The following is a 12,688-nucleotide window of genomic DNA, read 5'->3' on the forward strand; positions in this document are numbered from 1 at the left end:
CGAGGAGGTTCGTCATGGCACAGGCACCAGAGCACGTGAGCACCCCTGACCAGCCCGCACCATCTCCCGCGGAGCCGCCCGCGAACCGATGTCCTTCGGCCGGGTCGGCCGCCGGCCCGCCGGCGCCGCCTTCGTACGTCTACGCGGTCGGCCAGGTGGAGCCACGGTTTCCGGGCCTTGCGGCGGAGAAGGAATTCGCGCAGGCGACGGGCCGGATCGAGACCGCGGGTCAGACCGACCGGCAGGCGCTTCGGTCCGTCCTGCAAGACCGGGGCGGCAGGTACCTCGCCCGCCAGATCTGCTGGGTGTTCACGATCGAAGGGCTGGAGACCTACCTCCTGGCTCCTCGCGATCCCGCCGATTTCGATCTCCTGGTGGAGGCCGTGCGGCCTGAACCCGGCACACATGACGTGGACGTGGTCGTGGGCATGCGCGGCCCCAACGCCCCACCGGACAAGTGCAACGGGCTGATGGTTCCCGTCGTGGCGTTCGACCAGCTGTACTCGTTCGATCGCGACTCCCTCATCCGTGAGATCCCACGACCGCAGGATCAACCGGAGGAGAAGTTCCACGCCACCGCTGCCGAGCTCTTCGACAGGATCGGTCAGGTGGCGGACAACTCGGGGGCGACCGACGGGCACCGGGCCCTCAACTACCTGGCGGTTCGCTATCACGCGATCTACACCAGGGCGGCCGAATCCCACGCCGCGGAATCATCTCTCAGTGGGGTGGAGGTCCGGCCCTCGCGCCTGAGCGGCGCACGGAACATAGTGGACGTCATCTTCTCCTACACGCATCGGCGCACCGATACGACCGAGAAGTACTTCGTCCGCGTGGACGTGACCGAGGAATTCCCCTTCCTGGTCACCAAACTCTCGCCGTTCTACGAGCGATGACGCAGGTCCGATCCTCACCTGCAGTGATGGAGGCAAAGATGACGAATCCAGGATTCTCTGCAGTAGCAACGCTCGACCGGAGATCGCCACTTCTCCGTAACCCTCGGCTCGAGGTTCGGTGGGCCGATGGAGAAGGCGGCATCGTTCCGCAGTCGTACCCGGCTCAATGCGCGAGCGCGGCGGGATACAGCAAGGCCGAATGCTATGGCGTGGTCAACGTGTGCGAGGACTGCTGCCAGCGATATGACTTCGGGTCGGGTTATCACGAAGTCTGCGGCACCCCGTACGTCTGCGGAGCGTGCTTCGGCCTCCCCTTCTAGACACCACCAAGGGCTACGCCCAGAGGTACGCCCGCCCCGCCAGTCCCCCGTGGCCGGCGGGGCGGGCGTACGGTCTCAGGGACGAAGGGTGAAGTCCATCGTCCAGTTGTGGATCCAGCTGGTGCCCTCGTCCAGCGAGAAGAACTGCTCCCAGCGCGGCGACTCCCCCGCCGTCGTCCCCGACCACACGAACCGCACGCGGACCGTCTTCCCGTCGTGCGTGTCCTTCCCCTCGAAGACCCCGCGCCCGCCGTCGCCGTCGAACCGGCCGACGACGGGCGGGAACAGGACGCCGGTGCGGCGGCTCGACCAGTACAGCGACCACTCCTCGCGCTCACGGTCGAAGAGCCGCAGCGTCAGACCGCCGAACCCCTTCGTCGGGAAGTCGATCTCGTCGAAGCTGGCGCCGCCGTCGAAGTGGCGGGAGGCGTGGGACACGGCCGGGAACTCCTCCCACTCGCTGTCCGCGTCGAGGAAGTCGGCGCGCCAGCGGTTGGAGACGTCCCAGGTCCCGTTGAGGAAGTCGAAATCGTTCATGGCAGGACCGTAGGAGCACTTCACTGACATCCTGTGTCAGTGAAGTCCAGCCGCTTGCTGTCGATCCTGCTCCTGCTCCAGACCCGGGGCCGGATGACCGCCACCGAGCTCGCGCGCGAGCTGGAGGTGTCCGTCCGTACGGTCTACCGCGACGCGGAGGCGCTGGCCGCGGCGGGCGTCCCGCTGTACGGGGACGCCGGGCACAGCGGGGGCTACCAGCTGCTCGCCGGCTACCGGACCCGGCTGACGGGGCTCAGTACGGGCGAGGCCGAGGCCTTGTTCCTGACCGGAATGCCGGGACCGGCGGCGGAACTGGGCCTCGGCCGGGCCCTGTCGGCGGCCCAGCTGAAGCTGCGGGCCGCCCTGCCGCCGGAGTTGCGCGCCCAGGCGGACCGGATGCGGCTCCGCTTCCACCTGGACGCGCCGGGGTGGTACGCGGAGCACGAGGAGACCCCGTACCTCGCGCAGGTCGCCGACGCCGTGTGGCGGGGCCGGGTGATCGAGGTGCGCTACCGCCGGTGGAAGGAGCCCCGGGAGGTGGACCGGCGCCTCGCCCCGTACGGGCTGGTCCTGAAGGCGGGCCGCTGGTACCTGGTGGCGGGCCCGGACGGCGCCCGGACCTACCGGGTGGACCAGATCCTGTCGGTGACGGAGACGACGCAGACCGCGGACCTGCCGGAGGGCTTCGACCTGGCGACGCACTGGCGCCAGACCCAGGCGGACTTCCACGCCCGGCTGTACCCGGAGGAGGCGGAGGTACGCCTCTCCGCGCACGCCGCGGCCCGGCTGACGGGAGCCCAGTCCCGCGCCCTGACCGCCACCGGCCACCCGGACCCGGAGATCCCCGGCTGGACCCGCGCGACCCTCCCGATCGAGTCCCACACCCAGGCGGAATCCCAGTTCCTGGCACTGGGGACGGAAGCCGAAGTCCTCTCCCCACCGGCCCTGCGCACCCGCATCCAGACCACCCTGGCGTCGATGACGACCCGCTACGCGTAGGCCGTGCTCAGTAGGCCCGGTGATTCGGCCTGTGGTGCTGGACGTCGGCGAGACACTGACCCGCGACGATCGCTATTGGGGAGCCTGGGCTGACTGGCTCGGCGTGCCCAGGCACACTCTGTCGGCACTGGTAGGGGCCGTGGTGGTGGAGGGCCGTGACAACGCCGACGCGATCCGGCTCGTGCGCCCGGGTATCGACTTGGCCCGCGAGTACGCCGCCCGAGAGGCCACTGACCGCACTGCGGGCCACCGGGGTACGTGTGATCGTGGCAGGCAACCAGAGCACCCGCGCGGGCGAACAGCTCCGAGCGCTGAACCTGCCGGCGGACCTCGTGGTGACATCCGGCGAGTGGGGCGTGGCCAAACCGGACCCCGCCTTCTTCGAGCGCGTACTGGAAGTGTCCGGCGCCCCGGCAGCGCAGACCCTGTACGTCGGCGACCACCCGCAGAACGACGTCTTCCCCGCCGCTGCCGCAGGGCTGTGCACCGCCCACCCACGCAGAGGCCCCTGGGGGCATTGGTGGGCGGACGATCCTCAAGTCCGTGCCGCCGCAGCCTGGTCCATCGATTCCCGCGCCGAACTGCCGGACATCGTCAAACCGTAGATCTCAGCCTCCCCGTGATCAAAGGCTGCGAGCGCGGCGTCCGTACACCTGGTCCGTCCAAGCTGGAGGCGATCGCCGCCGGGAGTTTGCCACTGCCGTCGGTAACGTCGTACCGGCCGGATGACAGCCGCTCGCCGTGGGCGAGGATGCCTGCATGGGCATGGAAACAGACGAGGTGGGCGAAGCGATCGCGGGCGAGTTGCGCCTGATGGACCCCAGCGTGCGCATGTCCCGGTCGCTGGCCCGGGAGCTCCTCGACCCGGACTTCGTGGAGGTCGGCGCCTCGGGCCGGCGCTGGACGTACGAGGAAATGCTCGCCGCACTGCCCGAGCTCGACGGGGCAGCGGAAGACGGCCCGCGCTATGAGCCTTCGGAGTTGGCCGGTGTCCTGCTGGCGCCCGGGCTGGTGCATCTGACCTACGAGACCACCATCGCCGGACACCGCGCACGACGCAGTTCGCTCTGGCGCAAGCAGAGCGCGGGCTCGACCTGGCAGATGTACTACCACCAGGCCACACCGGTCCCGCCTGGAGCCACGTAACCGGTCAGCAGACCTTCCCCGGGGCCGCCGAGGCCGTTGCGCGGAGGAGGTCGCGGAGGAGGCCGAAGTCGACCTTGGCCGGGTTGCGGAAGCGGAGGCAGGCCTTGCCCATGTCGTGGGCCGCCAGGCGGTCCGCGAAGGCGTCGCGGACGTCCGTGCGCAGCAGGTAGAAGGAGATGTACTGCTTCTGGTTCGCCCAGGCGATCTCCCCGACCGGCTCGCCCGGCCGGACGTACGCCGGCATCCCGTACGCGATGACCTCCTCGAAGCCCGGAAGTTCCGACAGGCACAGCTCCCGCAGGCGGGTGAGGGCCTCGCGGCGGGCTTCCGGGACGGCGGCCAGGTAGGTGACGGCGTCCATCAGGCGGCCTGCTTCCGGGTCTGGGAGCGGACCGCTCCGATGCTGGCCGCGATCACCAGCGCGATGGCCAGGGCGTCCATGGCGGACATGGCCTGGTTCAGGACGAGGAACCCGGCGGCGGCCGCGATGGCCGGTTCCAGGCTCATCAGGATCGCGAAGGTCGGGGCCGGGAGCCGCCGCAGGGCCAGCAGTTCCAGGGTGTAGGGGAGCACGGAGGACAGGACGGCCACGCCCAGGCCCAGCGCAAGGGTGCTCGGCTCCAGCAGCTCGGAGCCGGCTTCGACGATGCCCAGCGGCAGCGACAGGACCGCGGCCACCGCCATCGCCAGGGCCAGGCCGTCCGCCTGCGGGAAGCGGCGGCCCGTACGCGCGCTGAACACGATGTACGCCGCCCACATCACTCCGGCGCCGATCGCGTACGCCGCGCCCACCAGGTCGAGACCGCCGAAGCCGCCCCCGCCGTGGCTGGACAGCAGCACGACACCGGCCAGGGCGAGACCCGCCCAGAGCAGGTTCACCAGACGCCGGGAGACGATCACGGACAGGGCCAGCGGGCCGAGCACCTCCAGGGTGACGGCCGGGCCGAGCGGGATGCGGTCGATGGCCTGGTAGAAGAGGCCGTTCATGCCCGCCATGGTCACGCCGAAGGCGACCACCGTGCCCCAGTCGGCACGGACGTAGCCGCGCACCTTGGGGCGGCACAGGAGCAGCAGCACGATCGCGGCGGCCGCGAGGCGCAGCGTGACCACGCCCGCCGCCCCCACCCGCGGCATGATCATGACCGCGAGGGCGGCACCGAACTGCACCGAGATCCCGGCCGAGATCACCAGCGCGAGCGGCCCGAAGCGGGATCCCCCGGCGGGGACCCCGGCGGGGACCCCGGCGGGGACCGCGGCGGCGGGGGGTGCGGTGGTGGCGCTGGTGGCCGTCGGGGGCGCGGAGGGTGCGGGCATCTGTCCAGATTAGTGGGTCGTAAGGAGTGTTGCCACGTCTCTCGCCTTACACACCGTCATACCCGCCGTTGTCCCGTCTCACCCGCCGTCCAGTCCCTCGGCCAGGAGTTCTGCCAGGTGGCGGGCCCGGACTCCGCCCAGCTGGGCGATCTGGGTGCGGCAGGAGAACCCGTCGGCCTGGACCACGGCGTCCCGCGGAGCCGCGCGCAGCGACGGGAGCAGCTGCTCCTGCGCGCACGCCACCGACACCTCGTGGTGGCCCGGCTCGAAGCCGAAGTTGCCGGCCAGGCCGCAGCAGCCGCCGCTGAGCTCGCCGGTGAGCCCGGCCCGCTCCCGCAGCCGCCGGTCGGCGGCGTCGCCGAGCACCGCGTGCTGATGGCAGTGGGTCTGCCCGGTCACCGGCCGGTCGAGGCGGGGCGGCTGCCAGTGCGGCGCGTGCTCCTCCAGGGTCTCGGCGAAGGTGCGGACGGCTGCCGCCAGCTGCCTGGCCCGGGGGTCGCCGGGGAGCAGGGCGGGCAGGTCGGTGCGCAGGGCCGCGGCGCAGCTGGGTTCCAGGACCACGACGGGGCCCTGGATTTCGCCGATGGCGTCCAGGGTGCGGTGGAGGACCTTGCGGGCGCGGTCGAGGCGGCCGGTGGAGACGTAGGTCAGTGCGCAGCACACCTGGCCCGTGGGGACGGTGACGGTGAGGCCGGCGGCCTCCAGGACGCGGACCGCCGCACGGCCGACCTCGGGGGTCAGGTACTCGGTGAACGTGTCCGGCCAGAGGGTCACGACGGGGGACGGGGCTGGGACGGGGGACGGGACAGGGGCCGGGACAGGGGCCGGGGCGGGGCCCCGCGCGGCTGAACGACGCCACCGGCGCGTGAACGGCTCGGCCGCAAGGGGCGGCAGCGCCCGTTCCCTGGCCAGGCCCGGGACGCGGACCAACCGCGCCAGCACGTTCGCCACCCGCGCCCCGCGCAGGCGGGCGATCAGGCGGAGCCAGTCCGGCAGGCCTCCCAGGGCATAGTGCGCGAGCGGGCGGACGCGGCCCGCCCAGTGGTGGTGCAGGAACTCCGCCTTGTAAAAGGCCATGTCCACGCCCACCGGGCAGTCGCTGAGGCACCCCTTGCAGCCCAGGCACAGGTCCAGCGCCTCGGCGACCTCCGCCGAGCGCCAGCCGTCCCGTACGACCTCCCCCGCCAGCATCTCGTGCAGCAGCCGGGCCCGACCCCGCGTGGAGTGCCGCTCCTCCCCCGTGGCCCGGTACGACGGGCACATCACCCCCGGCCCGCCGGTGTCCGCCGAACGGCACTTCGCGACGCCCACGCACCGGGCCACGTCCCCCGCGAAGGGCGTCTGCGGCAGGACCGCGAAGCGGAGGTTCTCGTCGAGGCGCGCCGGCCGGACCAGCATCCCCGGGTTCATCCCGCCCGCCGGGTCCCACACGTCCTTGTACGCGCCGAACAGCCGCACCACCTCGTCCCCGTACATCCTCGGCAGCAGCTCCGCCCGCGCCTGCCCGTCCCCGTGCTCCCCGGACAGCGAGCCCCCGTGCGCCACCACCAGATCCGCCATGTCGGACGAGAAGGCCCGGAAGCGGGCGACCCCTTCCGCCGACACCAGGTCGAAGTCGATCCGTACGTGCACGCAGCCCTCGCCGAAGTGCCCGTACGGGGATCCGCGCAGCCCGTGTGCCGCCAGCAGGGCGCGGAACTCCCGCAGGTACGCCCCCAGCCGGGCCGGCGGCACCGCGCAGTCCTCCCACCCGGGCCAGGCCATGTCCCCTCCCGGCATCCGCGTCGCCGTGCCCGCCGCGTCCTCCCGGATCCGCCACAGCGCCCGCTGCCCCGCCGGGTCGGTGACCAGCACCGCGTCGAGCGCGTCGGCGCCCCGTACGAGCTCCCGCGCCGCGCCCTCGTCCCGCATCTCCACGAACAGCCAGGCCCCGCCCCTCGGCAGTCCCACGGCCCCGCGCACCAGGTCCTGCGCCATCCCCTCCACCGTGAGCGGCCGGTACGGCAGCAGCCCGGCGGCCGCGTCCGCCGCCGCGCTCTCGTCTCCGTACCCCAGGACCACCAGCACCGGCGCGGGCGGCAGTTCCACCAGGCGCACCACCGCCTCGGTGACCACCCCGAGCGTGCCCTCGCTCCCGCAGAACGCCCGCGCGAGCTGCACACCCCGCTCGGGCAGCAGCGCGTCCAGTCCCCCGTAACCGGAGATCCGCCGGGAGAAGCCGCCCGCCATCCCGGTGCGCAGCACCGCCAGGTTCCCCTCGACCAGCTCCTGCAGGCCCCGCGGCGCCCCCGGCCAGCCCGTCCCGATCCGGTGGACCGTGCCCCCGTACGCCGTCACCGCCAGCTCGGCCACGTTGTCCGCGGTGGTCCCCCAGGCCACCGAGTGGGCCCCGCACGCGTTGTTGCCGATCATGCCGCCGAGGGTGCAGCGGGAGTGCGTGGAGGGGTCCGGGCCGAAGGTCAGGCCGTACGGGCGCACCGCCTCCCGCAGCCGGTCCAGGACCAGCCCGGGCTGCACGACGGCGGTGCGCGCGGCCGGGTCCACGGAGACCAGGGCGTTCATGTGCCGGGTGAGGTCGAGCACCACGCCCACCCCCGTGGCCTGGCCGGCGATGGAGGTCCCGCCGCCGCGCGGGACGACCGGGACCCCGGCCCCGGCGCACACGCGCAGCGCGGCCGCCACGTCGTCGGCGTCGCGCGGGCTGACCACGCCGACCGGCACGCGCCGGTAGTTCGAGGCGTCCATGGTCACCAGCGCCCGGGCCGCGGCACCGAAGTCCACCTCCCCGCGCAGCTCCGCCCGCAAGGTCCGTTCGAGTTCCCCGGGTGTCGTCACGGCGTCAACCCTGCCACCGTCCCGGTCTCACGGTGCGTCTCATCGGGTGGACGCGCTGCCGAAGCGCGGACCGGGACCGGATACGCTCCGCTCGTGGCTGAGATCCAGATTCCCGCTGACATCAAGCCCGCCGACGGACGCTTCGGCGCGGGCCCCTCCAAGGTGCGGACCGAGGCGCTGGACGCCCTCGCCGCCACCGGTACCTCCCTGCTCGGAACCTCACACCGCCAGGCCCCGGTCAAGAACCTGGTCGGCTCGGTCCGCCAGGGCATCCGGGACCTCTTCTCCCTCCCCGAGGGCTACGAGGTGATCCTGGGCAACGGCGGCTCCACCGCCTTCTGGGACATCGCGACCGCCGGTCTGATCGAGCGGAAGTCCCAGCACCTCACCTTCGGCGAGTTCTCCTCGAAGTTCGCCACGGCCGCGAAGCTCGCGCCGTGGCTGGACGCGCCGTCCGTGATCTCCTCCGAGCCGGGCACACACCCCGAGCCGGTGGCCGAGGCGGGCGTGGACGTGTACGCGTACACCCACAACGAGACCTCGACGGGTGTCGCGGCGCCCATCAAGCGCGTCGCGGGCGCGGACGCCGGTTCGCTCGTCCTGGTGGACGCGACCTCGGGCGCCGGCGGTCTGCCGGTGGACATCACCGAGACCGACGTCTACTACTTCGCCCCGCAGAAGTCCTTCGCCTCGGACGGCGGCCTGTGGCTGGCCGCGTTCTCCCCCGCCGCCCTGGAGCGCGCCGCGCGCGTGCACGCCTCCGGCAGCCGGCACATCCCGGAGTTCTTCTCGCTGCCGACGGCGATCGACAACTCGCTGAAGAACCAGACGTACAACACCCCGGCGCTGTCCACCCTCTTCCTGCTGAACGAGCAGCTGGAGTGGATGAACAGCCAGGGCGGTCTGGAGTTCACGACCGGGCGTACGGCGGCCAGCGCGCGCAACCTGTACGGCTGGGCCGAGGCCTCGAAGTACGCGAACCCGTTCGTCGTGGACGCCGACAAGCGCTCCGCCGTCATCGGCACGATCGACTTCTCGGACGACATCGACGCGGCGGCCATCGCCAAGGTGCTGCGCGCCAACGGGATCGTGGACACCGAGCCGTACCGCAAGCTCGGCCGCAACCAGCTCCGCATCGCGATGTTCCCGGCGATCGACCCGGCGGACGTGCAGGCGCTGACCGCGTGCATCGACCACGTGATCGAGAAGCTCTAAGAATCGGCCGCGGAGCCCCCGGTGACCTCGTGTCACCGGGGGCTCCTGCGTACGCGGCGGCCCGGGGCGCGGAGGTCAACGGGATGCCGGGGAACGCCGACGTGGTGGTGTCCGCCCACCTCACGGGCGAGGAGCAGCCCCGTACGCGGTACCTTCAGGAGTTCTTTGAAGGCAGCACAGCGTGGAGGCAGCGGCGTGAGCGTGCGAGTGACGGCGGCCCAGAGCGGCGTGGACCCCTTCGGCACGGCCCGGCTGCGGCGCGGGGTGCTCGACGCCTGGGGCGCGGGCCCGGCCCGCTTCCGCGAGGACGCCAACGCCGAGGAGGACCTGGCACTCGGCGGCTACCGCGACCGGCTCGTCGTCGAGCTGGCCCAGAACGCCGCCGACGCCGCCGCCCGCGCCCGGGTGCCCGGCCGGCTGCGGCTCACCCTGCACGCGGGCGAGGGCGGGCACGCGGTCCTGGCCGTCGCCAACACCGGTGCCGCGCTCGACGCGACGGGCGTGGAGTCGCTGAGCACCCTGCGCGCCTCCGCCAAGCGCGAATCCGGGACCGGGGCGGGCTCCGGCTCCGGCTCCGGCTCCGGCTCCGGCTCCGGCGACACCGTCGGCCGGTTCGGCGTCGGCTTCGCGGCCGTCCTCGCCGTCTCCGACGAGCCCGCCGTCCTCGGCCGCCACGGGGGCGTCCGCTGGTCCCTCGCCGAGTCCCGCGAACTGGCCCGCGACGCCGCCGTCGGCAGCCCCGGCCTCGGCGACGAGCTGCGCCGCCGCGACGGCCACGTCCCGCTGCTGCGGCTCCCGCTGCCCGCCGAGGGCACCGCCCCCGACGGCTACGACACCGTCGTGGTCCTCCCGCTGCGCGACGCCGCCGCCGAGGGCCTCGTCGAGCGGCTCCTCACCGGCATCGACGACGCCCTGCTGCTCACCCTGCCCGGGCTGCGCGAGGTCGTGGTGGAGACCCCGGCCGGACCCGCCCGGACCCTGTACCGCCGCGACGAGGGCTCGTACACCGTCATCGAGGACTCCCGGTCGGGCACCAGCCGCTGGCGCACCGTCCGCCACGGCGGCCCCATCGAGAAGGCCCTGCTCGCCGACCGGCCCGTCGAGGAACGGCTGCGGCCCTTCTGGTCGGTGTCCTGGGCCGTGCCCGTCGACACCGAGGGCGCGCCGCTGCGCCCGGCCACCGCGCCCGTCGTGCACGCGCCGACCCCCACCGACGAACCCCTCGGCATCCCCGCCCTGCTCATCGCGACCCTGCCGCTGGACACCACCCGCCGGCACCCCGCGCCCGGCCCGCTGACCGACTTCCTCGTGGAGCGCGCGGCCGACGCGTACGCCGAACTCCTCGGCGCCTGGGACCCGGTGACCACCGCGCTCGTGGACCTGGTCCCCGGCCCGCTCGGCAAGGGCGAGCTGGACGGGGCCCTGCGCGCCGCCGTGCTCCGGCGGCTGCCCCGTACGGCCTTCCTCGAGCCCGCCGCCCCGCCCGAGCACGCCGAGGAACGGGCCGCGCTGCGCCCCTTCGAGGCCGAGGTCGTGGAGGGCGCGGGCGCCGACACCGTACGGGTCCTCGCCGAGGTCCTGCCGACCCTGCTCCCGGCCGGTCTGGAGCGCCGCCCCGAACTGCGCACGCTGGGCGTGGGCCGGCTCCCGCTCGGGGACGCCATCGAGCGGATCGCGGGCATCGAGCGGACCCCCGACTGGTGGCACCGGCTCTACGACAGCCTCGCCGGGGTCGACCCGGACCGGCTGTCCGGGCTGCCCGTGCCGCTCGCCGACGGCCGCACGACGATCGGGCCGCGCCACGTCCTCCTCCCGTACGCGGACACCCCGGTGGACCTGGCCCGGCTGGGGCTGAAGGTGGCCCACCCGGATGCCGCGCACCCGCTGCTGGAGAAGCTCGGATCCCTTCCGGCGACCCCGCGGGCCGTCCTGACGACCCCGCAGGTGCGGGCCGCCGTGGCGGGCTCGATGGACGCGGGCGAGATCTGGGACGAGGACGCGCTGGACCCGGAGGAGCTGGCCGACGTGGTCCTGGGCCTGGTCCGGGACGCCGACCTGGCACCGGGCGAGGAGCCCTGGCTGGGTGCGCTGGCCCTCCCGGACGAGGACGGGGAGCTCACCCCGGCCGGTGAGCTGCTGCTGCCCGGATCGCCGCTCGCCTCGGTCATCCGCGAGGACGAAGTCCCGTACGTGGACGCCGAACTGGCCTCCCGGTGGGACGCGGACACCCTCACCGCCTGCGGGGTACTGGCCGTCTTCCAGCTGGTCCGCGCCACCGACGTGGTCCTGGACCCGGACGAACTGGAACCGCGCGACGGGGACTTCGCCGAGCCCGACGACGCGGGCCTGCTCGACGCGGTGGACGTGTGGTGCGAGGACCTGCTGGACCAGCTGCCGGACACCCCGGTGCCGCCGGTGGCGACCGAGCTGGTCGCCGTACGGGACCTCGACCTGGTCGACGACGACTGCTGGCCCCAGGCCCTGGCGATGCTCGCGCAGCCCCCGCTGCGCGACGCGCTGACCCAGCCCGTACGGGTGCTGCTCCCGGACGGCACCACGCAGTCGGTGCGCTCGTACACCGCCTGGTGGCTGCGCGACCACCCGGTGCTCGACGGCCGCCGCCCGGCCGGCCTGCGCGCGGCGGGCGGCGACCCGCTGCTGGCGGGCCTCTACACCTCGGCGGACGCCACCGGGTTCGAGGACGAGCAGGTCCTGCGGGCCCTGGGCGTACGGACGACCGTGCCGGCCCTCCTGGACGAACCCGGCGGCGCGGCCGAGCTGCTGGCCCGTCTCGCGGACCCTGAGCGCGAGGTGACGGGCCGCCAGCTGCACGGCCTGTACTCGGCCCTGGCCGATCTGGACCCCGAGCAGGTCACCCTCCCGGACGAGCTGCGCGCGGTGGTGGACGGCGAGGTCCGGGTGGTGGACGCGGCGGACGCGGTCATCGCGGACGCCCCGGACCTGCTCCCGCTGACGGAGGGCCTGCCGCTGTTGCCGGTCGCCCCCTCCCGGGCGCCGGACCTGGCGGACCTCCTCCAGGTCCGGCGCGTCTCGGAGACGGTCCCGGCGGAGGTGACCACCCCGGGCGAGGAACACGAGGTCCCGGAGCCGGTCCGGGTCCTGCTGGGCCCCTCGACCCCGGCCACGTACGTCGAGCACGAGGAACTGATCGCGGGCGGCATCGAACTGGACTGGCGCCGCACCCCCGACGGCACCCTGCACGCCTCCACCCTGGAGGGCGTCGCCGCGGGCCTGGCCTGGTCGGCGGGCCAATGGCCCCGCCGCTTCGAGGTGGCAGCCCTCCTGGAGGACCCGTCCCGGACCGCCGAGCTGGCCCGGGACAGGTGGTTCGACTAGCCCTGTCCGGGCGGTTCCGTCGCCCGGTCGGCTGAAGTGCGTGCACCGGTCCCCTGCTCTAGCGTCGGA

At 73.5% G+C, this 12,688-nt stretch carries 9 protein-coding genes and 1 pseudogene; 6 read left to right on the forward strand and 4 right to left on the reverse strand.

The genetic code is table 11. The features are described 5' to 3' along the window. Positions 1 to 14 precede the first annotated feature (14 nt). Positions 15 to 896 (forward strand): hypothetical protein, encoded by an 882-nt coding sequence (locus JIW86_RS18895; protein WP_257554985.1) that lies wholly within the window; start codon positions 15 to 17, stop codon positions 894 to 896. Positions 897 to 1,291: 395 nt separating this feature from the next. On the opposite strand, the gene JIW86_RS18900 is transcribed toward JIW86_RS18895, so the two are convergent. Next, positions 1,292 to 1,753 carry a hypothetical protein gene (locus tag JIW86_RS18900; RefSeq protein ID WP_257554987.1) on the reverse strand — a complete coding sequence of 154 codons (462 nt, stop codon included), beginning with the start codon at positions 1,751 to 1,753 and terminating at the stop codon, positions 1,292 to 1,294. A 39-nt stretch (positions 1,754 to 1,792) separates the two neighbouring features. On the opposite strand from JIW86_RS18900, the gene JIW86_RS18905 reads away from it, so the two are divergent. From JIW86_RS18905 to JIW86_RS18915, 3 genes and pseudogenes are all read left to right on the forward strand, one after another. Continuing rightward, entirely contained in the window at positions 1,793 to 2,752 is a 960-nt protein-coding gene (locus tag JIW86_RS18905) for a helix-turn-helix transcriptional regulator (protein WP_257554988.1), read from the forward strand. A 19-nt stretch (positions 2,753 to 2,771) separates the two neighbouring features. Beyond that, positions 2,772 to 3,357: pseudogene (locus JIW86_RS18910) on the forward strand (HAD family hydrolase). A 154-nt stretch (positions 3,358 to 3,511) separates the two neighbouring features. Beyond that, positions 3,512 to 3,898, forward strand: a complete 387-nt coding sequence (locus tag JIW86_RS18915; protein ID WP_257554990.1) for a nuclear transport factor 2 family protein — start codon at positions 3,512 to 3,514, stop codon at positions 3,896 to 3,898. 4 nt (positions 3,899 to 3,902) lie between these two features. On the opposite strand, the gene JIW86_RS18920 is transcribed toward JIW86_RS18915, so the two are convergent. The 3 genes from JIW86_RS18920 to JIW86_RS18930 form a co-directional block, all read right to left on the reverse strand. Next, positions 3,903 to 4,259, reverse strand: a complete 357-nt coding sequence (locus tag JIW86_RS18920; protein ID WP_257554992.1) for a DUF1801 domain-containing protein — start codon at positions 4,257 to 4,259, stop codon at positions 3,903 to 3,905. After that, positions 4,259 to 5,212: an EamA family transporter gene (locus tag JIW86_RS18925; RefSeq protein ID WP_257554994.1), complete on the reverse strand. Its 954-nt coding sequence runs from the start codon at positions 5,210 to 5,212 to the stop codon at positions 4,259 to 4,261. The genes JIW86_RS18920 and JIW86_RS18925 overlap by 1 nt, the downstream gene beginning before the upstream one ends. Positions 5,213 to 5,290: 78 nt before the next feature. Continuing rightward, positions 5,291 to 8,047 (reverse strand): FAD-binding and (Fe-S)-binding domain-containing protein, encoded by a 2,757-nt coding sequence (locus JIW86_RS18930; RefSeq protein ID WP_257554996.1) that lies wholly within the window; start codon positions 8,045 to 8,047, stop codon positions 5,291 to 5,293. A gap of 93 nt (positions 8,048 to 8,140) precedes the next feature. On the opposite strand from JIW86_RS18930, the gene serC reads away from it, so the two are divergent. Further along, the gene (gene serC, locus JIW86_RS18935; RefSeq protein ID WP_257554998.1) at positions 8,141 to 9,262 is read left to right on the forward strand and encodes a phosphoserine transaminase; all 1,122 of its coding nucleotides are present in this window, start codon (positions 8,141 to 8,143) and stop codon (positions 9,260 to 9,262) included. A 195-nt stretch (positions 9,263 to 9,457) separates the two neighbouring features. After that, entirely contained in the window at positions 9,458 to 12,619 is a 3,162-nt protein-coding gene (locus JIW86_RS18940; protein ID WP_257555000.1) for a sacsin N-terminal ATP-binding-like domain-containing protein, read from the forward strand. The last annotated feature ends 69 nt before the right edge of the window (positions 12,620 to 12,688 follow it).

Source organism: Streptomyces sp. NBC_00162 (assembly GCF_024611995.1).
Classification (GTDB): Bacteria; Actinomycetota; Actinomycetes; order Streptomycetales; family Streptomycetaceae; genus Streptomyces.